Below are 23465 nucleotides of genomic sequence, written 5' to 3'. Positions count from 1 at the left end.
CCTCACTGTACCGCTTGCGCTGCAGTTTCAGACAGCACCTTCTGGTAGCGCGCTTCCAGAGGGGCGCTCAGGCCGTCGGAGGAGGCGATGACCAGCGTTGCCAAGTTGGCGAGCAACCGTTGGTTCTGCTCGTACTGTTGCTGATGGATCCAGACCTCAAGGCCACCCATCTTGGCCGCTTCGACCAGCAACCCACGCTGCGTCTGGCGCGCCAGGTTGCCTGACCACTCCAGCGCCTCCTTGCCACCAAAGTACTGGTTCACACGCAGCTTGAGCACTTCATTGGGCGACTTACCGCCGAATTCCTTGCTGCGGGTGTTGGCTGCGTTGATCATCGACAGGCTGTAGGCGGGTATGGACAGCATCGAGTCCTTGCGGTTTTTCTGCACCATGTAGGTTTCGCCGGCAGGCGTAGCGCCGGCTTCCTTGGCCAGGGCCTCGTCTGGCGGGCCTATCACATGCTGGATGTAGGCCGTGCGCGCCTCGGTAGCCAGCGAATCGGCATCGGCGGCTTCAAACAGCAGCGCCGCGTTGGTGTCGCCACCGGGCAGCTTGCTGAGGGTACAGAGGCCGGCGTTTGCCTCGGCTTCGGTACAGAACTTGGCGCGGTGCTCTTCCAGGCGCTGCTGCATCGCCTGGCCGGTGGAAGGCACCAAGCGACCCGGAGAGGCATCCAGTTCACCAACTGCTGCCTTGGCTCTGGCCGCCATGCTGGTGAATGCGATGTCCATCGACTTGTTCTTGACCACGGTACCGCAAGGGTCGAAACCTTGGCCGGTAGCGGCATTGAAATCGAGATAGGCCTTGGTCGCCGCCGCGTTCTGTTGCTGCGCACGGCTGGCGTTGATCAGTTGCTCGGCGGTTTGCCTGCTGTTGTCCGCAATCACACTTGCCGACAGTGCCTCCTGCTTGGTGGCTACGGCAACGGCAGAGATGATCTGCTCGAACTTGATGTTCATCTGGTTGGCGAAGGTCGTGCCAAACGTGGTGATGTTGCCGCCCACGGAACCTGACAGTGCGGTGATCTGCGCTGCAGTCCACATTTCGGCGGGGCCGAAACCGTACAACGCGCCGTAGGACACACCCGACAGCATGGTCGAACCTGCGACGATGCTGGCTAACTTGAGCCGGAAATTCATATCACTGCCCCGTGAGCATTGGCACGCGACGGTCCGTCACTTGCCCGACAAGAGAATTGGCAGCCATGGCAGTCATTGCCGAGGCGGCAAGTTGCTGCGACTGGGCGGCATTGCAGGCGATCGAGTTGCAGTCGATATGTGCTTCAGCCCGTTGATCGGTGATCATCGCGGTGTAGGCATAGGCTGCTGTCTCGCCTTCCGGGGCAAGGGTCTTTTCGCTGAAAGGCCCGGCGTAGTCCACATCCCAGCCTTGCATGCCGTTGGCGTTGAGGGTGCACATGCCCTGCCTGGCTTCAGACACGCTGCAGTAGTTGTCGCGGTGCATGGCCAGCGTTTCCTGATCGGCTGCGGCCTTGGAGCCAACGCGTTGCGAGGAATAGGTCGCCATCAGGCGCGCTGTGTCCTTGTCGCGCTGAGAAACGGCCTCGACCATGAGCTTGCCCTGTTGCTGGGCAATGCACTTGCTAGTGACCGGCTGCCCCACTGCTGAGTCGAATGAGGTCACAGCCGCCATTGCCCGGTCGGACATTTCGATGGCGCCAACGGCATTGGCAAGCTGCTTTTTCGAATCGTTGTCCATCTGCGCGACGACGTTGGCCGACAGCGCCGTTTGCTTGACCGTCACCGACCAGGCACTCAGCTCGCTTTGCATGGTGCTGATGAACGTCAGCACCGAGGCCCAGGTCAGGGCCTGGGCCGGAAGCGCCGTAGTGCCCAGGGCAAGGCCGACGGCGGCAACTGCTGCGATTTTCTTCATTCCCAACCCCTTCAGTTGAACAGGCCGGCAGCCGAGCTGGACGACCCGCTGCCTGACCCGGACGTGGAGCGGCTGGTGCTGCTGGAAGTGCTTGCGGGCGGGGTACTGGCTGCAGGTGCCACGGTGTTGGTGGCAGCGGGGCTGCTGGTGCCAGTACCAGTGCCAGTGCCAGTGCCGCCGCCGAAGTCGGTTTGCACGTAATTGAACGGGTTGACGTCGACCGTGTAGGTGGCCTCGTAACCGGCAGGGGTACTGTGGTAGCTGCTGCCCAGTTCCGGGTCGAGTGTGCTCATGCCCTTGCTGACCAAGCCATTGGTCAGCCCGTTCAGGTCCGCCAGCGATGTGCCGCTGCTGACTTTGCCAATTGCCTGGTTGATAGGGCTGGTGACCATGGAAGACACCTGCTGGACCGCCGTACACACTTTCTTCTGCGCGTACTTCAGCACCGCTTGCTGGGCAGCAGCGAAAATGGAACCCAGGCTGGGGATGGAGCCAGAGAGGTCGAACAGGCTGCCCAAGCCCCCGAAGCAATCGGCCGTGGCGCTGAACAACGATTCGACGTTGGGTGTTGCCGCCGCGAGTTCGGTATGAATTCTCAGTGCGTCGTTGATGGAGGCGCCGATCGTGCCTTCCTTGGTGCCGTCGGCACAGTCCTGGGCATCGGCTTTGATGGCCTCGGCCACCACCGAGCTCTGCTCCGACAGCAAGCCGCTCGACGTAGCGCCCAGGCTGCTGGAAGCGGCCACTGCCGGCCCTGCCAGCAGTAACCAGGCACCTAGGACGCTGCCCATGGCCGCGTGCTTGCCCACAGATTTGCCTACCGCTGCAGCAACAGGGTTCGGTCGTCCGTTATACATCTGCGTAACTCTCCATGATCTGGGATATCTCGCGCAGCCGCTCTGCGCAGAAGATCTCGCTGAGCAGGTGAGCTTTGCTGAAGGCATCCAGCCGGCGGCGAAATGCCGTGAAATCAGCGGGCTGCGCAAGGTCGCCGGCCAGCAGCGGGGTCAGCGCTCCGGTAAACGCATCATTGTGTTGCGCGACATAGCGCACCAGGTACATACAGCGCGAAGAGGTAAGTTGGGCCAGCAGTTCGGCGAATCGCTGCGGCACGTGGTGCAGGACCCCTGCGTAGGCTTCGATGAACGCCTGCAGTTCCTGCACCAGCAATTGGATTTCGAATTGCTGCCCTGAAGCATCCTCATCGAAGTCCACCGCCCAGCGGTCTAGGCGATCCATGCTGATCAGGAACTTGACCAGTGCGGCATTGCGCGATGACTTGGCGAAATGCCCAAGAACCCCGTGGGCCGTGAGGTCAAGCTGTTCAATGGCCGGTGTGTGCGCACCGTACGCTGTGTGTTGGTCCATTCCCTGCACTCGCTTTAAGCATACTGAAATACGCTAAAATGCATCCTGTTTCTAATTCTGTATCAAAAATGATGGCGTATCAACTTTTTGACATGTGAAATATAGTTGCCGGCTATTGGCAAATGGCCACTGTCTCGTGGGTGAAGTGGGCGACGCCCTGCAGCTGAAGCCTTTGATTGGCAGGGGCTGCGAGTAGAAAGCAGTGCTGTGCGCCAGCCGTGCCTGAAGCCACTGATTGACAGCAGCCGTGCCGCAATCCGAAGCCGTTGGGCTATCCTAAATGGCTTAATGCAATTATCTTTTCCCGCTGCACAACTAATCGAACCGGCAAATGTCATTCACAGCAGGCCGGCCATTCATCGGGACGCCGGCCTTCACCACTGGAGCGAAGGCACATGGCAACACTGCAAGGCAGCACGTTGGAGGCTATCCAACATAGCCAGGCGCAACTGCGCGAGGAATGGACAGCCGGCCTCGAAACCAACGGCGCCACGCGCAATATCAAAGAACAGGTACTGGCACAGGAAACCCAGGAATTTCTGCAGTTGCTGGTGGACGGCCTGCGCGCTAGTGGCGGCAACCACCTGGCCGGCAGCGAGTGGGAGGCGTTGCGCCGGTTCCTGGAGAAGCTTTCTGCCAGCCGCGCTCAGCTTGGCCACGATTCGCACCAGGCCGCGTTCTTCATCTTCGCTTTGAAAGGGCCGCTGTTCGGCTTGCTGCAAGCGCAGTACAGCAGCGAGCCGGCCCGCCTGGCCGAGCAACTGTGGCTGGTGTCGGAACTGCTCGATGGCATGGGCATGCACACCATCCGCGCCTTCCAGAAAACCCGCGAGGAGGTGATCAGGCGCCAGCAGGAAGAACTGCTGGAGCTGTCTACCCCTGTGGTCAAACTGTGGGACGGGGTGCTGGCGCTGCCACTGATCGGTACGCTGGACTCGCAGCGTAGCCAGACGGTCATGGAGTCGCTGCTGCAACGCATCGTCGACACCGGCTCGGAAATTGCCATCATCGATATCACCGGTGTACCCACCGTCGACACCCTGGTCGCGCAGCACCTGCTGAAGACCGTCACGGCCATCCGCCTGATGGGCGCCGACTGCATCATCAGTGGCGTGCGCCCGCAAATCGCCCAGACCATCGTGCACCTGGGGCTGGATCTGGGCTCGCTGACTACCAAGGCCAGCCTGGCCGACGCCCTCAAGCTAGCCCTTGCACGCCTGGGCTGCGACATCAGCAAGCAGGGGTAAGCCCATGGAGCGTATCCCGATCCTGCAGATGGGCGAGTTCCTGCTTGTGACCATTCAGGTCGACATGCACGACCAGCTGGCGCTGACCCTGCAGGAAGACCTGACCGAGCGCATCAGCAGTACCTCGGCCCGGGGCGTGTTGATCGATATTTCCGCGTTGGACATGGTCGACTCGTTCATCGGCCGGATGATCGCCAGCATCTCTGGCCTGTCACGCATTCTTGATGCCGAAACCATGGTGGTCGGCATGCAGCCGGCCGTGGCCATTACCTTGGTCGAACTGGGCCTTACCCTACCGGGCGTGAGTACGGCGCTCAATGTGGAGCGTGGCATGCAAGTGCTGCGTCAACGAGTGAGCCAAAAATGAATGTGCGCGAAAGCGGCAGCCAGCCGGTACGAATCGAACAGGATGTGGTACTGGCGCGTCAGTTGGCGCGCAAGCTGGCCGGCGAATGCGGCATGCGCCTGGTGGACCTGACCAAGCTGGTGACGGCAGTCAGTGAACTGGCGCGCAACACGGTGGTGTATGGCGGTGGTGGCGATATGGACTGGGCTGTGCTGGAGGATGGCGGGCGCACCGGTTTGCGCCTGTTGTTCCGCGACGAGGGCCCCGGCATCCCCGACATCAAGTTGGCGCTGACTGACGGCTGGACCTCGGGCGGTGGCCTGGGCCTGGGCCTGACCGGCGCTCGGCGGCTTGTCCATGAATTTGAACTGGACACCGCGCCAGGGCAGGGCACACGCGTGACGATCACCCGATGGGCATGAACCTATTCGCCAGCCAGACCCAGGTGATGGGCCTGGCAGACCCGAGCGATGTTGGCCACGCCCGGCGTACCGCACAAAAGCTGGCCGAGCGGCACGGCTTTGACGAAGAGGACTGCGGCCGTGTGGCGCTGCTGGCCACCGAGCTGTGCAGCAACGTGCTCAAGCATGCAGGCTGCGGTGAACTGCACCTGCGGGTGCTGCCCCGTGAGCACGGGGGGTATGCCATTGAACTGCTCACGGCGGACCGTGCCCAGGGCTTTGATGCACAGGCCTGCCTGACCGACGGTTATTCAACCGCAGGCACCCAGGGTATCGGCCTGGGGGCCTTGGCGCGCATGGCCCAGGTATTCGATGTGTACGCCGATGCGCGCGGCGCGGTGGTGCTGGCGCGCGTGCACGCCCAGCGCGACCACGCGCCAGACCTGCGCGTGGGGGTAAGCCAGCATGCCCTGCACGGCGACCCCGCCTGTGGCGATACCTGGCACCTGGCGATCGAAGGGCAGCGTATCAGCGCCCTGGTGATCGACGGCCTGGGCCACGGTGTGGATGCCCAGGCTGCAGCCAGCGCGGGCGCGGCAGTGTTTGCCCAGGCCCCGTTCGCCGGCCAGTTGGAGCAATTGCAGGCCATGCACCATGCCATGAATGGCAGCCGTGGTGGCGCGGTGGCGATAGCACGCTATGACGGTGCCCGCGACCACCTCGGTTTTGCCGGCATCGGCAATATCGGCGCCAGCCTGGTGAGCGCCACCCAGGTGCGTGGGTTGGCTTCGTTGCCCGGCATCGTTGGCGGCCAGTATAGAAAAGCCCAGGTATTTGACTACGCTCATGCAAATGGAAAACTGTTGATCATGTACAGCGACGGCTTGCAGTCCCGTTGGAATCTGGAGAATTACCCTGGCCTGGTGCACCGCCACCCGGCCGTCATCGCGGCAGTGCTGCACCGCGACTTCTGCCGGGGCCGGGATGATGTAACCGTGCTGGTCATCGACCTGGAGGCGGCGCATGGCTGATGCAGAGGTAATTGCCCGGCTGCAGGCGGATAACGATGCCCTGCGTGCCGAACTGGAAGAAACCAACCAGGGCGTACTGGCCCTGTACGCCGAGTTGGACATACAGGCCGAACAGCTGCGCCAGGCGTCGGACTTGAAAAGCCGCTTCCTGTCGTACATGAGCCACGAATTCCGCACGCCGCTGGGTTCGATCCTGAGCATCACCGGCCTGCTTACCGACGAGCTCGACGGGCCGCTGTCGGCTGAACAGCACCGCCAGGTCACCTTCATCAGCACCGCCACCCGCGAGCTGTCCGACATGGTCGACGACCTGCTCGACCTTGCCAAGATCGAAGCCGGGCGCATCAGCATCTCGCCGGCCTGGTTCGACATGCTCGATCTGTTCACGGCCTTGCGCGGCATGTTCCGGCCGATTGTCGACGCTACTGCAGTCGACCTTATCTTCGAGGAGCCTACAGGGCTGCCGCGGCTGTACACCGATGACAAGAAGCTCGCGGAGATTCTGCGCAATTTCATTTCCAACGCGCTGAAGTTCACCGCCCAGGGTGAGGTGCGGGTGTCGGCCCAGCTGTATGGCGACGACCGCATCCGCTTTGCCGTCAGTGATACCGGCATTGGCATTGCAGCAGAGCTGTTGGATACGTTGTTCGAAGATTTCACCCAGGTAGATTCGCCACTGCAGAAGCGCTTTCGCGGCACTGGCCTGGGGCTGTCGTTGTGCAAGCGCTTCGCCATGCTGCTGGGTGGCGAAGTGGGGGTGCACAGTGAACCAGGGAAAGGCTCTACCTTCTTCGTGGTGATTCCTCTGGCCCTGGCTCAGGAGAACGCCGATGAAACCTGAGGTGCGCTTGCTGATCGTGGACGATAACGTCGCCACCCGCTACGCACTGCGCCGGCGCCTGGTAGTGCACGGCTACGAAGTGCTGGAGGCAGGCACCGGCGGTGAAGGCCTTGCGCTGATTCGCGACGAGCAGATAGATGCCTTGATCCTGGACGTGAACCTGCCCGACATGAGCGGGTTCGATATCGTACGGTTGCTGCGCGAAGATGCCCGCACGGCGTTGTTGCCGGTGATTCACGTGTCGGCCGCGTCGATCCAGAGCGGTGACATCATCACCGGCTTGAACGCTGGCGCCGATGCCTACCTGGTGCACCCGGTAGACCCGGATGTGTTGCTGGCAACCTTGCGTACCCTGTTGCGGGTGCGGGACGCCGAGCGCGCCCTGCGCCAGAGCGAGGCGCGCTTTCGCGAGATATTTACCGGTGTATCGGCGCCCATCGCGGTGCTCGACGCCGAGTTCAAGGTGCACGAGTGCAACCAGGCATTCAGCCACCTGACCCAGGAAAACAGCAACCCCGGGCAACTGCTGGAATGCTTTGCCAGCGGCCAGGAGCCAGCGTTGGCTGAACTGCGCCGGCACCTGGCGGCTGGCGAGCGCTGGAAGGGCACCCTGAGCATGCTGGTGCACGGGCATGTACGCGAAACCGAGTGGCAACTGTCGCCCTACCAGGCGCCAGGGCTGTGCCTGGTGTTCATCGAGGACATCACCGAGCACCGCCACCGGGAGCGCTCCCACCTGGCCCGCCTGGACGATGCCACCAACCAGTTGGCGCGGGAAGTGGCGGTGCGCGAACGCACCGAAGCGCAACTGCTGCAACTGCAGAAAATGGATGCCCTGGGCAGCCTGACCGGCGGCATTGCCCACGACTTCAACAATTTGCTCACCGGCATCATCACCAGCCTGGAGCTGATCTGCAAACGGGTGGCGGAAAACCGTATAGAGAAAGTGCCCAGGTACGCCGAAGCCGCACTCAGTTCAGCCACCAGCGCGGCCTCGTTGACCCACCGGTTGCTGGCCTTCGCGCGCCAGCAGCCACTGGATACCCGCCCGGTGGACGTCAACCAGCATGTACGCTCGCTGGAAGAGCTGCTGAACCGCACCATCGGCGAGCGCATCAAGCTTACCCTGGACCTGTCGACCCACCCGGCCATCGCCTTGGTCGACCCGGTGCAACTGGAGAGCGCGGTGCTCAACCTGGTGATCAATGCGCGCGATGCCTTGGCCAAGGGGGGGCGGATCTGGGTGAACACCGCAGCCACCTGGTCGCAGGGCAACCCCGACCTGGCGGACGGCCATTACATTGCCGTCAACGTGCGCGACAACGGCAGCGGCATCGAGCCGGAGCTGTTGGAAAAGGTGTTCGACCCGTTCTTCACCACCAAACCGGTGGGCCAGGGCACCGGGCTGGGGCTGTCGACCATCTACGGCTTCGCCCGGCAGTCCGGCGGGCATGTGCTGCTGAGCAGCGTGGTGGGGCAGGGCACGGAGGTGACCCTGTTGCTGCCGGCCAGCGCGGAGGCCGCGGTAGCGGTGGAGCCGGCCAACGTGCAGAACCTGCAAGGCAATGGCGAGCACGTGCTGGTGGTGGAAGACATGGCCTCGGTGCAGGTGGCGGTGGCAGAAGCGCTGACCGATGCCGGGTACCGCTGTACGGTGGCCACCACCACTGACGAGGCGTTGCGGCACCTGCGCGACGACGCCAGCCTAGACATGATGCTGACCGATGTTGGCCTGCCGACCCTCAGCGGCCGCGAACTGGCCGACCTGGCGCGGTGCTACCGGCCCCAGTTGCCGGTGCTGTTCATGACCGGGTACGCCGATGCGGCCCAGGACCGCCAGGCCTTTCTCGGCGCGGGCATGGACATGCTGGTGAAGCCGTTTCAGCTCTACGAGCTGCTGGTGAAAGTGCGCCAGGCGGTCGGTACCCCCTGAGGCAATTACCCCCGTCGTTTTTTTCTGAAAATAAATGAGGTGTTTTCTCATTCTCGTTCGGCCTTTGCACAAGGCCGGAATACAGGCCACCCGCCGACCCTCTACGGAGCGAGAAAATGAGTTCGACACCGGTTCCACAGCGCCACCCCCTCAGCCGTGCCATGCACGCGGCGATTCTGGGTTTGGTTGTCAGCAGCCCGGCATTGCCAGCGCTGGCGCAACCTGCTGGCGCTGATCACACCCTGCAACTGCAGCAGTGGAACATCCCTGCTGGCCCGCTGGCACCTGCGCTGGACCGTTTTGCCCGCCAGGCGGGTGTGAGCCTGGCCTTCGACGCGCAGACCGTGGCCAACCGCACCACCCCGGGCGTGCAGGGCGGCCTGGCGACGCCCGCCGCGTTGTCGGCGCTGTTGCAGGGGACCGATCTGCAGGTTGAACAGCAAGGCCCCCAGGCCTACCAGATCATTGCGCAAGCGCCGGCTGCCGGCCCGCTGGAGCTGGGTGCGACCGAGGATTACCGGCTGGCGCCGGTCATCATCAATGCCAAGGTCAAGGCCAGCGCCGATGACGACCTTAATTCAGTGGTGGCCAAGGAACTGTGGGTCGGTGGCAAGGTGGCCACCAGCATCCTCAACACCCCGGCCTCGGTGTCTGTGGTGACCCGCAAGGAAATGGAGCAGCGCAGCGTCAGCACCACCGAGGAAGCGCTGCAGTACAGCCCGGGCGTGGTCAGCGACTTCTACGGCTCGGACGACCGCAACGATTACTTCCAGATCCGCGGCTTCCAGGCCACCACCTACCGCGACGGCCTTACCCTGAGCTCGATGCGCGGTGTGCGCGAAGACCCCTATGCCTATGAACGCATCGAGATTCTGCGCGGCGCCAACTCCACCCTGTTCGGCCCGGCAGACCCGGGCGGCTCGGTGAACTTCGTGACCAAGCAGCCGCGCTTCGAGAAGTTCGGCCAGGGCTACGTGACCTACGGCTCCTACGACCATGCCGAGACCGGCATTGACGTGGGCGATGCCCTGAACGACGAGCAGACCCTGGCCGGCCGCTTCACGGCCAAGCTGCAGAACAGCGACCGCGAGTACGACCACTCGCAAGACGACAACCGCTTCGTGATGGGCGGCCTGACCTGGGCGCCCAGCGACTTCACCTCGGCCACGTTGATTCTCGATTACCTCAAGACCAATAGCTCGCCCAACAGCGGTGGCTACCCGCTGGACAAGGAATACGACCGCAGCGATTTCTACGGCGAGCCCGGCTACAACTTCCATGATGTGGAGCGCACCAGCCTCAGCGCCAGCATCACCCACGACTTCGACAACGGTTTCACCCTGCGCAGCAACCTGCGCTACAGCGAGCTGAGCGATGATTTCGGCTACGTCTACCTGAGCGACAGCGCCGAGCGGGTGGGCACCGTGATCCCCCGCTACGTGTTCGGCACCGACAGCGACGCGGACCAGCTCAATGGCAACCTGATGCTGCAGTACGATGCCCAGTTCGAGCACATCGACAGCAGCACCCTGGTGGGCGTGGAATACCTGGACTCGACCAACAAACAGCGCTCGGTGTACAGCCTGGCGCCGTCGATAGACATCGCCAACCCCGTGTTCACCGGCGTACCCGGCGGCATCACGCCGTATAGCCGCGAGAAAAACGACGCCACCACCAAGGCCGTGTTCCTGCAGCAGAACCTGTCCTTCTACGACCGCGTCATTGCCACGGTGGGTATGCGCAATGACTCGATGGACCTGACCAGCACCGAGTATGTGGGGGGTGTGAACAGGCAGAGCGATACCTTCTCGGAAACCTCTTACCGCGGCGCGCTGACCTACATCGTCAACGATGAAGTGTCGACCTACGTCAGCATGGTGGAATCGGTTTCGCCGCCGCAGGTAGGGGTTACCCCGCAGACCGGCAGGCAGTACGAAGTGGGCGTGAAGTACTCGCCGCTGGGCATGGATGCGATGTTCTCGGCCGCCGTGTACGACCTGACCCAGGAAAACGTCACCATCGCCGTGGTGCTGCCCAGCGGCATCATCGAGCAGCAAACCGTGGGCGAGTCCCGCGCGCGCGGCCTGGACCTGGAAGCCAAGGCCCAGGTCACGCAGAACCTCAGCCTGATCGGGGCCTATTCGTACATGGACACCGAAGTGCTGCGCGGCTCGCTGTATGACGGCAGCTCGCTCAAAGGCAAAGAGTTCACCGTTGCGCCCAAGCATACGGCTTCGCTGTGGAGCTACTACGACATACCCGACACCGACGTGAGCGTGGGCTTGGGGGCGCGGTACGTGGGCGGTTACTTCATGGACGCGGCCAACACCAAGAAAAGCGACGGCACCACCCTGTTCGACGCTGCGCTGAACTACAAGATCGCCAAGGGCACCGACCTGGCGCTGAATGTCAGCAACCTGTTCGACGAGCAGCATGTAGTGGGCTCGGGTACGGCCGATTACTACAACCCAGGGCGGGAAGTGACCGCCAAGTTGAGTTACAGCTGGTAAGCCAGCCCAGGCTCATGATCGTCACCCAGCCCCACAGCTGGGTGACCCCCTCCCAATCCAACCCTCGCATCGCCCAATCAAATAAAATTGTACAAAGAACTTTTTCTGTACAAGATAATCATAGGCCTGATATCAAAACGTCACTACGCCAGAACCCGTCCGCACCCCTGTGCACGGGCTCAAGCGTAGCGCCCAGCCAGGCCTTGAAGGGTTGCCCCCACGATGCTCAACAATCTCAGTATCTCGAAAAAACTGTACACCGGTTTCGGTCTTGTACTGCTCATCATCGCCGTATTGGTACTGACTGCCTTGCGAGGCTTCGACCAGGTCAGCAGCAGCGTGAAGCGCAATATCCACAGCTACGACGTGCTCAACCGCTCCAGCAGCATGCTCAACAGCCTTGTCGACATAGAAACCGCCATGCGCGGTTTTGCCCTCACCGGCCAGGACAGCTTCCTTGAGCCCATGCACACAGGCGAAGAAGCGTTCACCGACGCGCTCAATCGCCTGACGCGGGCCACCGCCGACAACCCCCAGCAGCAAGCCCGGCTGGCCGGCCTGCAACAGCTTTACCAACAGTGGCTGCAACAAGACATGCAAACCAGCGTGAACCTGCGCCGCGAGGTCAATGCTGACCGCGCGCCGCTGACAACGCTGGTCAGCCAGATAAGCTCGGGCCAGGCCAAAGCCAAAATGGACGCCATGCGCGCCGTGATCAACGAATTCCAGGCGGCCGAGAAATCCCTGCAGGACGAGCGCAGCCTGCTGATGGACCAGGCTAAATCCACCGCCTTCACCATCCTGATCGCCGGCGGATTGGTGGCTGCAATCCTGGCTGTGCTGATCGCCACATTCCTCGCAAGAACCCTCACCCATCGCCTGGGTGAAGCTGTAACGCTGGCGCGCAACATCGCTGACGGGCGCCTGGACAACACCATCGCCATTGAAGGTAAGGATGAAGTCAGCACCCTCCAACAGGCATTCGTGGCCATGCAAGACCGCCTGCGCACCATGATTGGCGAGATCAGGGCCAGTGCCGAACAACTGGTGGGGGCTGCCGACAACATTTCGGCGGCATCGGTACAACTCTCCGCGTCAGCCCAGGAACAGTCGAGCTCGGCCTCCTCGATGGCGGCCACGGTGGAGGAGCTGACCGTGAGTATCAACCATGTCTCTGACAATGCGGTGGAAGCGCATGCCCAGTCCAGCGAGTCGGGTCGCCAGTCCAGCGAAGGCGGCAGCGTGATTCAGGAAACGCTGGCGCGCATGAACCTGATCGCCCAGACCGTAGAAGCTTCAGCCGGCCAGATCAGCGAACTGGACAGCCATGCCGAGCAGATCAGCAGCATTGTCAGCGTGATCAGCGGCATTGCCGAGCAGACCAACCTGCTGGCCCTGAACGCCGCCATCGAAGCCGCCCGCGCCGGTGAACAGGGCAGGGGCTTTGCGGTGGTGGCCGACGAAGTACGCTTGCTGGCACAACGCACCGGCAACTCGACCCAGGAAATTACCGAGATGGTCAAACGCATCCAGTCCGGCACCCGCGAGGCTGTGGGGCAGATGGAGGTGGGTGTGCAGCAGGTCAAAGGCGGTGTGACCCTGGCGCAACAAGCGGGGGAGGCGATCGTCAGCATTCGGCAGTCTTCGGGGGACGTGGTGCGCATGGTGGATCAGATTTCCCTGGCACTGCGGGAACAGACCGCGGCTAGCCAGGATGTGGCGCGCAACGTTGAACGGATTGCGCAGATGTCGCAGCAGAATAGCCAGGCGGTGGAGCAGACGGCCGAGACGGCGGGGGCCTTGCAGCGGTTGGCGCAAGGGTTGTATGGGCAGGTGGGGGTGTTTCGGATTTGAGGGGTTAGGGGGTGATGCCCCTGCGCGTGCGACGTCCTCATTAGCCGTGCGCGCAGGGGCCCTTGGCGGGCGATAGCGTCAGTGATTGATAGCTGCGAGCCGACTGACTTCTATCGCCTTTGGCCTTGAGGTTCAGCGCATCATTCCCAACTCCGCATCATCCAGCAGCGCTTTCCCCAGAGCACAAAGATAGTGCGCTGCCCAGATCAGCTTCGGCTTGTCTTCCATCAGGCCATCAATGGTCAAATCCCGCGCATAGCCCATCAGTTCCGACGCCTGTTCACGGGCGTTCTGGCAGGGGATGCCCGGTTCGATGCGGAACAGCGGGTGGGTTTGGTTTTCACCTTGGAAGAAGATGGTTTTGCCGACAGTGCATTGGGTGTTTTCGGTGGTCATCGAGCAATATCCCTGGTCAATGCATGGTTTGCGGGTCGGCTGGCCTTTGTATTTGCGCCAGTGCCGATTCGAGCAAACGGCGGAGTGTTTCTAGCTCGTGCATCGAGGCCATGATCAACACGGAGGCGGGTGATCTGGGTTGCATCAGCATTGCTTGCTGGGCAACGGCTTCGGCGCAGAGCGCGTAGTCGGTTGCGAGCATGATGGTGTCTTCCAGGGAGTCGGGGAGGTGGGGTGGGTCGGGGACGATTTTTAGCATTGGACTGTGTTCTCGATAGGGGCTACCGTCAACCCGCTGTCAAACGGAATGGTGGCAGCTGTGCATGGGTTGACAGACCGGCGAACACAGAAACCGGCGCACGCGAGCGTGCCCCATGCACAACCGCCATTAACGGTTATGCGCGCTGTGTATCGTTGCGGCCTGTCAAAGCCGGTCGTTGATGGGTAACGACCTACCGAGCCTAGAACTCTGACCTTGAGGCTGCAACGGAAAACAGGCGCTGGGAGTATGTTTGGGAAACGTCCTACGCGGAAGGGGTTAAATCTGATTTTCTGGCACCGGGCCAGCCAGCCACAGGCACAAAGAAGACGGCTGGGGGTAATGTCTGTTAGTTAAGCGACTGGGGCCGCTTTGCGGCCCATCGCCGGCAAGCCGGGCTCCCACGGAAGCAGTGCAGACCTCAAGCTTTGCGCGGTACTTGTGGGAGCTGGCTTGCCGGCGATGGGCTGCGAAGCAGACCAATGGCTGCCACTAAGGCTTAACTGATTGGGATTACGCCCGAGGGCGCCTTCTTTTTTGGAATTCGGTGGGCCGGGGTAATCTGAACAGGTAACGTAAGCTGTTGATTTTAAAATACTATATCGGTTTAGTTTTTGTGTTGGAATGCCATTTGGAATGCCGATAGGATTTGCTTGGTACCTTGGGGCGTCTTGATGGGGTGCTATTGCTATATCGCTCCTCTATCACTTAGACGTTAGCCGGTAAGTGAAGCGCTGAGGCTGCGCAGGTAAAGCGTCCTCCGAGATTTCGTCATTCTGCGTACCCGGTTTTGATTTCTCGGTGGCTTGCGCGGTATTCCTTCAGGTCAGATTGCTGGATCTTAGGCTGGCTGGCTGGCTCAGACCGACCTCGGGCTCAGCATCTCACGCTTTGCTACTGCGGCGGAGATGGCCTCCTGGATTGCACGCATTCGGCTTTCTGCCAGTGCAGTCGCTGTTGCTTCGGCTTCGGGGGATAGCTCTGGCAGTTCTTCCTGCAAAAATGTTTCCCACCGCGCGAGCTGCTTCATGCAGTGATGCAGCTGTTTCCTGGTCTCATCAATCCGAACCTTGTCCAGCTCTTGTTCAAGCTTGCGCGAGTTGTGTATGACCTTGGCCACTTGAGCTTCGCGACGCATCGCCTCTTCCTGTACGGAGGCTACTTGGGCTGCGCCTTCAATCAAGCGCTCAATCAGCGCCGTCTCAGTGGTTTTGCTGCTTTTAGCGAGGCTCTTGAGTGTGGTCTTGGTTTTGAGCGGGAGCGTGAACGAACACGTCTTTCTGCCGCCTTTGGATAAGCGATACCGCCTTTGTCTGATGGCGTTTCTCAATCGCTCGATGAGCTTTACACCTTCAGCCTCGGATTCGAGGGCATGGATCGATCTGACGAGATAACTGAAGTTGGTATCGGCAAGGGGGCTTAGCTTGTTTTGCAACGACGAAGAGCATCGGTTCCATAGGTAGCCAGCAGCCCACCGCCACTCATCACTGTCCTTCTCTTTAAGCCAGTTCGGCGTCATCTCTGTCTCTTTCATGCCCCGTACCTCCGGATCGATACCCGCGTCTGGGCTGCGGGAGCTATCTCTTACGAATGGCGTTAACGGTGCTGTTAACTGACCTGTTAGGTGAATCTTATCATGTGACGTTAATGACTATGTGACTGGCTATGTTAGCAGAATCGTTAACATATTCGTTACATGAAGTAGATATTCTGAAAATATAGTGTATAAAATCTCATCCAAATTAATTGATTTTGGTGTGGCTAATGTGTGCGGTAATAGCTATTTCACAACGCATTAAGATTGGAGCAGAATCTAGGTTTTTGCTTCAAGCCTTAATATGCCGAGGGCAGACGGTCTTGGACTCCCCGTTCAAGATCAAGTCGGTTGGAAAGCTCCTTTGCCTGACAGATAGGTTGGTCAGGGACGCTGTACGCGAGCTGGTCGAAGCCGGACTGCTGGTGACCCAGAGGCAGGCGGATAAGGTGGGGCGTCCGGGGCAGGAATATGAGACGTCGCAGTACTTACGCGATCTGCTTGCCAGGCCAGGACGGAGCGCGGTTGCTCATCAGGATCTTGTCCTGCGCCTCTTTAGTGAGCCTGAGATTTATGCCGAGGGGCCGCTGCCTGAAACAGATGCAGGGAACGAGAAGACTGCTCGTAAACAGGTCCGTAAGGATGGGAGGCCGGCCGCTCCTGGGGCTCATGGCCGCCTGGGGGCACCCACAAGAGTGTTTCTGGCTGCTCTTTTAACCTTTGCAGATCAGTGTGGGGTTGTGACTGGGGTAGGAGAGGCGAAGCTGCGAGCGATGACTGGCTTGAGCACGGTTGCGCTCAAGCATCAGGTGAAGCGGTTAGTCAGCTTGGGCTTCATCCGTGTTCATGTGCCGGGTGTATCCAATGGCTTCTTTGTTGGGGCCAAGGTCCCCAGTACCTACTACCTGAACCTCGACCATCCGCAATTGGGTGAGCACCGCCCTCGTCGTGCCGTACTGGTTTATGCAGAAGCTGGACCGTCCCGCTACGCAAGGCTGACCAGTGGGCTGTCTCCTGATGTTGCAGGGGCTCTCCTCGCTTTGGGGCCTTTCGCGCTGGATGTGCTCTATCACAAGCTGGCCAAGTACACATCGCATCTGCTCTCACTGACATGGGGTGAGCCAAGTGAGAAGTATGGCAACGCTCCTGCGTCTTTGGACGGCATGATCGCTCGAGAATTAGAGCAGCTGAAGGTCGGCAAGCCTGGGGAGAATAAGGCTGGCTACTACTGGCCTGGAGTGCTCGAACACTTCTTTGAAGTGGCGTTCGAGTGGGCGGAGCATTTGAAGATGAGGCTCAATGGAAAGTCTTGGCAGGGTTACAAACCCCAGTTGATCAGGCTGATCCCCGCGGCGGAACTGGAACCGGATGAGGATGCTGATGACTTGAGGTTTTTTTCCTTGATCGTCTATCCGGCGCCCAAGAATCAGAAAGGTTGCATTGTGTACAGGGAGGATGGGTTTCTCAGGAGGTTCGATAGCGAGGCTGACCTGGATATGCAGAATCGTTACGAGTTTGGCCTGCTAACACCTCCCGATTAGCTTCCCCCTGCCCCCTTCAGGTCATTTTTTACCACCTCTGCAGATCCTCTGAGCTAACAGAGGAGCCTGCTCATGAGGATCATTCGCCTGAAAGAAGTCATCGATTCGACCGGCCTGGCACGGTCGACCATCTACAAGTACATCGGGGAGGGCACCTTCCCGAAGCCGGTGTCGTTGGGAGACCGCTGCGTTGGTTGGGTTGAAAGCGAGGTGCATGAGTGGATCTTGGCAAGGATCGAGGAGCGCGATTCGGCTGAGGACGCTCCAGCCCGACTTGGCCGCCTGAGTATGGCCAGCTAGAAACCACCATTTGCGCCATGACCGGTTGGTAGCTGGTCATGGCGCTTATGCCGCTTGGGGAAATCCTGCATTCTCAGATAACTCCCCCAGGATCCAAATGGGTCAATCTCTCGGTAGGCTTGGCAGTGTTGCTCCCCATTGCCCTGTCTGGCCGGGATAGCCCGCCTTGGGTTGAGGTGCTTTCTAGTTATATAGCTATTAACTATCAATCAATAATTATTCAATAGGTTATCTACTCAGCTACACACCACCTCCTCAAGCTAGCGATAGGTCATCAGTTAAAAAGTACATAGCGCACCTACCTGATATGCAAACCACCAATCAGGTACGTCACCATGACCAAGCGCAATACCTATACCCATCTTTCTCAGTCCGACACCGCCGTCCAGATCGAGCGACTCGTCCAAGCCATCGAGCAGCATGACAGCCCAGCATTCAGGTTCAGGCAAACCCGTGCAGGTTATGAGCGAGTTGAGGAGACCAGGCTCTCCAGGTATTTCACTCACATCCGCCAGATGTTGGATTTGTTCGACGACCGAGTTGAATACCGCTACAGCGAGCACCTGCAAGCGTTTAGGGAAGCATGCCAGGACATTGGACTGGAACGTCGCCCTACCGGTCCTGTCTGCTTGAATGAAGAGGGTACGGCCTATCTCGACCATCAGCGCAGCATGAACGTCTTGGTCGCCCGGATCCGTCAGTTGACTCGTGAGCGATGGTATCTCCGCAGGAAGGATGACCTCCGCCTCCAGGCTAAGAAGCAGGAGATCCGAGTCTGTGACTACTCCGACGCTGTGGTTGATCGCTACTCACGCACCATCATCGTCAGGATCAATCTTTACTACCGTGCGGAAGCTCAAGCTAGGTTACGCGTCGAGCACGTGTTCGACGACCTGGATCGACTGATTGCGGAGCATGAGCGCAACCCGATCTTCAACCATCTCATTGGCTACATCTGTGCGATGGAACAGGGGGATCGAAATGATGGTAGGGGGTACCACATCCATGCGGCCTACTTCTTCAATGGCAACGAGGTGCGTGGAGACGTCTACAAGGCCCAGCAGATTGGTGAGTTGTGGACGCGGATCACTAGGGGGCAGGGCTACTTCGATAGCTGCAACCACGACAAGGAAAAGTACGGAGACGGGTGTGGTATCGGCATGATCCTGCGGAGTGATCGAACGATCCGGCGCAATGTTCATAAAGCGGTGCGGTACCTAGTCAAGGACGCCCAGCATCTGCGGATGAAGCCGCTCCGAGCCAAATGCCTGCGCAGAGGATTGCTACGGTAGCTATCTACTTGAAATCTTTACAAGTCGCAGCCCGCGTGCTGGTTCTCAGCTCCCTGACCGGTTAAGGTTCTGCCATCAGCAACACAACCAACGCAGGGAGGCACCTGGGCGATCATCGCACGACAAGCCTCCATGCGTGCACCCGTTTAAAGGATTCCTGCGTGAACCAGCAACAGCAAAATCTCGCCGATTTCATCTGGAACGTGGCCGACGTACTACGTGGCGATTTCAGACAGTCCGAGTTCGGTCGCATCATTCTGCCCTTCACCGTGCTGCGCCGCCTAGAGTGCGTACTGGAGCCGACGCGTGAAAAGGTGCGCAGCCAGTTTCTGGCAATGCACGCCAGTGGCGTGGATATGGATTTGATTCTGCCCACCACTGCCGGGGCTACTTTCTATAACGTCTCGCAGTTCGCTCTGGACAGCGTCGGCTCCACCAGCACCCGCGCCAACCTGGAAGATTATATCGCCAAGTTCTCCGCCAACGCCCGTCAGGTGTTCGAGCACTTTGCCTTCGATGGCTGGTTGAGCAAATTGGAAAACGCCAACCTCCTGTACTTGGTGACGCAGAAGTTCACCAGCATCGACCTGCATCCCAACGTCATCAGCAACCACGAAATGGGCCTGGTGTTTGAGCACCTGATCCGCAAGTTCGCTGAATCCGCCAACGACACCGCCGGGGAGTTTTTTACCCCGCGTGACGTGGTACGCCTGGCCACCACGCTGATCTTCGCTCCGGACCATCAAGCCCTGAATGGCGATGGCGTGGTGCGTACCGTGTACGACTGCGCAGCCGGTACGGGCGGTTTCCTGTCATCAGCCATCGAACAGGTGGCTGAGTGGAACCCCAATGCCCGTCTGGTGCCCTACGCCCAGGAATTGAACCCGGAAACCTACGCCATCTCGGTGGCGGACAAGTTGATTCAGGGTTATGACACCAAGAACATCAAGCTCGGCAACACCCTCTCCAACGATATGCTGCCCCATGAGCAGTTCGACTACTGCCTGGCTAACCCGCCGTTTGGCGTGAAGTGGGAGAAGGTGCAAAAGCACGTGCAGGACGAACAAGTCAGCCTCGGCTTTGCCGGCCGCTTCGGTGCCGGCCTGCCAAGAGTGGGCGATGGATCCCTGCTGTTTCTGATGCACCTGCTGTCCAAGCGTAAACCGGTGGATCTGGGCGGTACGCGTATCGGCATCGTCTTATCCGGTTCGCCGCTGTTTAACGGTGGTGCTGGTTCTGGCGAATCGGAGATCCGCCGCTGGATCCTGGAGAACGACTGGCTGGAGGCGATCATCGCCCTGCCCAACGACCTGTTCTACAACACCGGCATCGGCACTTATATCTGGGTGCTGTCTAACCATAAGGACGCTCTGCGCAAGGGCAAGGTCCAACTGATTGACGCTACCGCCATGCACGCGCCCATGCGCAGGAGCTTGGGCAGCAAGCGCAAGTACCTTTCTGAAGAACAGATCGCCGAGATTGCTAAGCTGCATGAGGCGGGTGTAAATACGCCGAACAGCAAGGTGTTTGCCACGACGGACTTCGGCTACCGACGCATTACCGTCGAACGTCCGCTGCGCCTGCGCTTCTCGGTCACACCGGACAAACTCGCGGCTTACCAGGCCACCAAGGGGGGCGATCAGTCCGAGATGTTCGCCAAGGCCGAGGGAAGCTTCGATAGCCTGTCAACCTTCCTCAAGGCCGCCGGTATTAAAAAGCTCGGCAAGGGCGCGATGAAAGCCGCACTGGCCTGCTTTGGCGAACGCGACGCCACTGCACAGTCGGTGCTGGACGACAAGGGCAACGTGCAGGCCGACAGCGACCTGCGCGGGTTCGAGAACGTGCCACTCAGCCAGAGCATCGACGACTACTTCACCCGAGAAGTGCTGCCCCATGTGCCGGATGCCTGGATCGACACCGGCAAGACGGACGCGAAAGACGGGCAGATCGGCATTGTCGGTTACGAGATCAACTTCAACCGCTACTTCTACGTGTATCAGCCGCCACGCCCGCTGGCCGAGATCGATGCGGACCTCAAGGCCGTGGAGGCCGAGATAGCGGCGCTGCTGGGCGAGGTGACGGCATGAAAGTCTGGGTAATGAGTTTGGATCGACCTGATGAGGACTTCCGAGTGGGTGTGTATTCGCTTCGTTATGATCTGTCCGAAAAACAGTTCTCGATGCCCTGCCCAATGGGAGATGACTGGTTACAGGAAATCCGCCACAAGCCTGATCCTTTTCCCGAGTTGGTCAAGGTCGATGAAGGCCTCATGGTCGTGATCTTTAAAGAGCATGAGTCTGCTCAGAGTCTTGTCGCTTGGCTGTTCGATGCCGAAGCTCGCGCTCAGCGCGGCTACAGCACGATGAGAGGGTAAGCATGAGTTATTACAAGCCTTATCCGGCCTATAAGGATTCTGGGGTGGAGTGGTTGGGACTGGTGCCGGAGCATTGGTGCGTTGTGCGCATGCGCTTTGCCGCAACCTTGAACCCTCCTGTACGCCGTGACTTGTTGGAAGATCCAGATCAGGAGGTTTCGTTCCTGCCGATGGAAGCTATTGGGGAAGATGGCTCCCTAGATCTTGAGCAGAATCGTCCTGTGGCCGATGTGAGGATTGGATACTCCTACTTCGAGGATGGTGATGTTGCTTTTGCCAAGGTCACACCGTGTTTTGAAAACGGCAAAGGTGCACTGATGCGTGGGCTTCAGAAGGCGGCCGGCTTCGGCACCACTGAATTGACCGTACTCCGCCCCCAGTTCTCAAAGGTGGACGCGAGCTACCTCAATTACGTCGTTCAGGACTCACGCTTTCGCTCACTTGGCACTGGTGCGATGACTGGGGCAGGAGGGCTTAAACGTGTCCCAGATGAGTTCACGCGCAATTTTCCGGTTGCTCTGCCGTTGATAGAGGAACAACGAGTTATCGCGACCCACCTCGAACGCGAAACTACCCGTATTGATGGACTCATTGAAAAGAAAACCCGCTTTATCAAACTGTTGCGCGAAAAGCGCCAGGCGCTGATCACCTATGCCGTCACCAAGGGCCTCGACCCCAACGTGAAGATGAAAGACTCCGGCTTGGAGTGGCTAGGGAAGGTGCCGGAGCATTGGGCGCAAGCTCCCTTAAAGCGTTTGGTTAGCAGCATCGGGCAAGGCTGGAGTCCGGAGTGTGAGGCGCGAAAGCCCGATAGAGGTGAATGGGGTGTTGTCAAAGTTGGTTGTGTTAATGGTGGGGTTTTCCGGCCACAGGAAAGCAAGGCCTTACCTGCTGCGATTGAGCCAAGGCCGGAGCTTGGGTTGAGGAAAGGGGATGTTCTGGTTTCCCGAGCCAATACCCGAGAGCTAGTCGGTAGCTGTGCTGTGGTTCCACAGGATTACCCACATTTGCTGCTGTGCGACAAGCTATACCGGATTGGCTGCGGTGTTCGGGTGACGCCAGAGTTTCTGGCCGCGTTGATCACTGTCTATGGACGCCGGGCTGTAGAAATCGAGGCCAATGGAGCTAGTTCCTCCATGGTGAATATCGCCCAATCCGTCATTCTGGACTTGCTGGTGGCTGTACCCAGCAAGCAGGAGCAGAAAGCAATCATGGACAGGGCCGTTGGTGAAACCATGCGAATAGAGACGATGCTTGTAAAAACCGAGCGCAGCATTGCTCTACTCAAAGAACGCCGCTCAGCCCTAATCACCGCTGCCGTCACCGGCCAAATCGATCTGCGGGAGGCGGTATGAGCCTGGGGCGCAGTCTCCGTCTGTTTCTGGTGGACGGCACTCCCAATGGTCTTCTCACTGCCGAGATCATGAACTGGACCGGCCATGTGTTGACCGGCCCGCGCAGCAAGCTGGCCGAGCTGGTGCAGCGCCCCGAGTGCGGGCGTACTGGTGTGTACTTTCTGGTCGGCCCAGACCCGGATAACAATCTGCGCTCGAAGGTGTATATCGGCGAGTCGGACGACGTGGCCAAGCGCCTGAAGCAGCACAATCGCCCCGAGGCCTCCGAAGGTACGGCCGGCGGAAAAGATTTCTGGGAAAAGGTTTGCCTGGTCACCAGCAAGGACCAGAACCTGACCAAGACCCATGTGAAGTACCTGGAAAGCCTGCTGATCGGCATCGCCAATAATGTTGGGCGCTGTGAGCTGCTTAATGGCACTTCGCACGATTATGGCAGCCTGCCAGAGTCCGACCGCGCTGATATGGCCTTCTTCCTTGAGCAGATCCGCACTGTGCTGCCGGTGCTGGGCTTCGACTTTTTGCGTGAGCTGACCAAGCCTTCCACCGCCGTCAGTGCCAGCCCGGCCACTCCGCTCAGCCACTCGCCGCGCTTCAATCTGGAGGTGCCGCGTTACAGCATCAGTGCTCAAGGGCAGGAAATCGACGGCGAGTTCTTCGTGCTCAAGGGCTCTAAGGCCCGTGCCGAGTGGGTGGGTACCGAGCGTGGCTACCAGGGACTGTTCAAGCAGCTGGTCGTCGAAGGTGTCATGGTCGCGCAAGGCAGCGATAACCTGGTGTTTAACGACGACTATGCCTTCAGCAGTCCCAGCGCCGCCGCCGCTGTGGTGTGTGGTCGCTCCGCCAATGGGCGCACCTCCTGGGTGGTTGAGGAGACGGGGCAAACCTACGCGGCCTGGCAGGATCAGCAGTTAAACAGCGTTACCCCCGAGCTGAAGGCAGAATGAGCAAGCCAGAAACTGTTCTGTGCAGCTCAGCGAGTCAGTTGTC

22 protein-coding genes are annotated in these 23465 nt (G+C 59.9%); 15 read left to right on the top strand and 7 right to left on the bottom strand.

Features of this window, described 5'->3' with window-relative positions:
• Positions 1–2: 2 nt before the first annotated feature.
• The 4 genes from DMX12_RS04870 to DMX12_RS04855 are packed head-to-tail and all read right to left on the bottom strand — an operon-like array spanning position 3 to position 3264.
• Entirely contained in the window at positions 3–1139 is a 1137-nt protein-coding gene (locus DMX12_RS04870) for a hypothetical protein (RefSeq protein WP_110676553.1), read from the bottom strand.
• A gap of 1 nt (position 1140) precedes the next feature.
• Complete coding sequence (locus tag DMX12_RS04865) at positions 1141–1896, bottom strand: hypothetical protein (RefSeq protein WP_110676552.1); 756 nt, start codon at positions 1894–1896, stop codon at positions 1141–1143.
• 11 nt (positions 1897–1907) lie between these two features.
• Complete coding sequence (locus DMX12_RS04860; RefSeq protein ID WP_232108461.1) at positions 1908–2687, bottom strand: hypothetical protein; 780 nt, start codon at positions 2685–2687, stop codon at positions 1908–1910.
• A gap of 58 nt (positions 2688–2745) precedes the next feature.
• Positions 2746–3264: a type IV secretion protein IcmW gene (locus DMX12_RS04855; RefSeq protein ID WP_110676550.1), complete on the bottom strand. Its 519-nt coding sequence runs from the start codon at positions 3262–3264 to the stop codon at positions 2746–2748.
• 395 nt (positions 3265–3659) lie between these two features.
• On the opposite strand from DMX12_RS04855, the gene DMX12_RS04850 reads away from it, so the two are divergent.
• The 8 genes from DMX12_RS04850 to DMX12_RS04815 all read left to right on the top strand — a co-directional run bounded on the left by DMX12_RS04850 (position 3660) and on the right by DMX12_RS04815 (position 13427).
• Positions 3660–4511, top strand: coding sequence for an STAS domain-containing protein (locus DMX12_RS04850; protein ID WP_110676549.1), 852 nt, complete (start codon positions 3660–3662; stop codon positions 4509–4511).
• A 4-nt stretch (positions 4512–4515) separates the two neighbouring features.
• Positions 4516–4878: an STAS domain-containing protein gene (locus DMX12_RS04845; protein ID WP_054905950.1), complete on the top strand. Its 363-nt coding sequence runs from the start codon at positions 4516–4518 to the stop codon at positions 4876–4878.
• Positions 4875–5279, top strand: coding sequence for an anti-sigma regulatory factor (locus DMX12_RS04840; protein WP_029885914.1), 405 nt, complete (start codon positions 4875–4877; stop codon positions 5277–5279). The genes DMX12_RS04845 and DMX12_RS04840 overlap by 4 nt, the downstream gene beginning before the upstream one ends.
• A complete protein-coding gene (locus DMX12_RS04835; RefSeq protein ID WP_110676605.1) occupies positions 5276–6289 on the top strand; it encodes an ATP-binding protein in 1014 nt (337 codons plus the stop codon). The genes DMX12_RS04840 and DMX12_RS04835 overlap by 4 nt, the downstream gene beginning before the upstream one ends.
• Entirely contained in the window at positions 6282–7130 is an 849-nt protein-coding gene (locus tag DMX12_RS04830; RefSeq protein WP_110676548.1) for a sensor histidine kinase KdpD, read from the top strand. Before DMX12_RS04835 ends, DMX12_RS04830 begins: the two co-directional genes overlap by 8 nt.
• Positions 7120–9063, top strand: a complete 1944-nt coding sequence (locus tag DMX12_RS04825; protein ID WP_110676547.1) for a response regulator — start codon at positions 7120–7122, stop codon at positions 9061–9063. The genes DMX12_RS04830 and DMX12_RS04825 overlap by 11 nt, the downstream gene beginning before the upstream one ends.
• A 116-nt stretch (positions 9064–9179) precedes the next feature.
• Positions 9180–11573: a TonB-dependent siderophore receptor gene (locus DMX12_RS04820; RefSeq protein ID WP_110676546.1), complete on the top strand. Its 2394-nt coding sequence runs from the start codon at positions 9180–9182 to the stop codon at positions 11571–11573.
• A gap of 222 nt (positions 11574–11795) precedes the next feature.
• Positions 11796–13427 carry a methyl-accepting chemotaxis protein gene (locus tag DMX12_RS04815; RefSeq protein WP_110676545.1) on the top strand — a complete coding sequence of 544 codons (1632 nt, stop codon included), beginning with the start codon at positions 11796–11798 and terminating at the stop codon, positions 13425–13427.
• A gap of 132 nt (positions 13428–13559) precedes the next feature.
• On the opposite strand, the gene DMX12_RS04810 is transcribed toward DMX12_RS04815, so the two are convergent.
• The 3 genes from DMX12_RS04810 to DMX12_RS04800 all read right to left on the bottom strand — a co-directional run bounded on the left by DMX12_RS04810 (position 13560) and on the right by DMX12_RS04800 (position 15616).
• Positions 13560–13823: a DUF3077 domain-containing protein gene (locus DMX12_RS04810; protein ID WP_009683500.1), complete on the bottom strand. Its 264-nt coding sequence runs from the start codon at positions 13821–13823 to the stop codon at positions 13560–13562.
• Positions 13824–13839: 16 nt separating this feature from the next.
• Entirely contained in the window at positions 13840–14082 is a 243-nt protein-coding gene (locus tag DMX12_RS04805) for a hypothetical protein (RefSeq protein ID WP_110676544.1), read from the bottom strand.
• A gap of 859 nt (positions 14083–14941) precedes the next feature.
• On the bottom strand, positions 14942–15616 hold the full coding sequence (locus DMX12_RS04800) for a hypothetical protein (RefSeq protein ID WP_054882036.1): 675 nt from the start codon (positions 15614–15616) through the stop codon (positions 14942–14944).
• Positions 15617–15939: 323 nt separating this feature from the next.
• Here DMX12_RS04800 and DMX12_RS04795 point away from each other — a divergent pair, with 323 nt between their 5' ends.
• The 7 genes from DMX12_RS04795 (at position 15940) to DMX12_RS04765 (ending at position 23422) form a co-directional block, all read left to right on the top strand.
• Positions 15940–17157 carry a hypothetical protein gene (locus tag DMX12_RS04795; protein WP_177411244.1) on the top strand — a complete coding sequence of 406 codons (1218 nt, stop codon included), beginning with the start codon at positions 15940–15942 and terminating at the stop codon, positions 17155–17157.
• A gap of 72 nt (positions 17158–17229) precedes the next feature.
• Positions 17230–17457 (top strand): AlpA family transcriptional regulator, encoded by a 228-nt coding sequence (locus DMX12_RS04790; protein ID WP_054882038.1) that lies wholly within the window; start codon positions 17230–17232, stop codon positions 17455–17457.
• A gap of 335 nt (positions 17458–17792) precedes the next feature.
• A complete protein-coding gene (locus DMX12_RS04785) occupies positions 17793–18749 on the top strand; it encodes an inovirus-type Gp2 protein (protein WP_054882039.1) in 957 nt (318 codons plus the stop codon).
• A gap of 161 nt (positions 18750–18910) precedes the next feature.
• The gene (locus tag DMX12_RS04780) at positions 18911–20836 is read left to right on the top strand and encodes a class I SAM-dependent DNA methyltransferase (RefSeq protein ID WP_054882040.1); all 1926 of its coding nucleotides are present in this window, start codon (positions 18911–18913) and stop codon (positions 20834–20836) included.
• On the top strand, positions 20833–21123 hold the full coding sequence (locus DMX12_RS04775) for a hypothetical protein (RefSeq protein ID WP_132476191.1): 291 nt from the start codon (positions 20833–20835) through the stop codon (positions 21121–21123). Before DMX12_RS04780 ends, DMX12_RS04775 begins: the two co-directional genes overlap by 4 nt.
• A gap of 2 nt (positions 21124–21125) precedes the next feature.
• The gene (locus DMX12_RS29405; protein WP_177411243.1) at positions 21126–22478 is read left to right on the top strand and encodes a restriction endonuclease subunit S; all 1353 of its coding nucleotides are present in this window, start codon (positions 21126–21128) and stop codon (positions 22476–22478) included.
• Positions 22475–23422 (top strand): GIY-YIG nuclease family protein, encoded by a 948-nt coding sequence (locus tag DMX12_RS04765; protein ID WP_054882020.1) that lies wholly within the window; start codon positions 22475–22477, stop codon positions 23420–23422. The genes DMX12_RS29405 and DMX12_RS04765 overlap by 4 nt, the downstream gene beginning before the upstream one ends.
• Positions 23423–23465: the final 43 nt, after the last annotated feature.

The organism is Pseudomonas sp. MB-090624 (assembly GCF_003205245.1).
GTDB classification, from domain to species: Bacteria; Pseudomonadota; Gammaproteobacteria; order Pseudomonadales; family Pseudomonadaceae; genus Aquipseudomonas; species Aquipseudomonas juntendi.
This window is presented reverse-complemented; position numbering and strand designations above follow the sequence as displayed.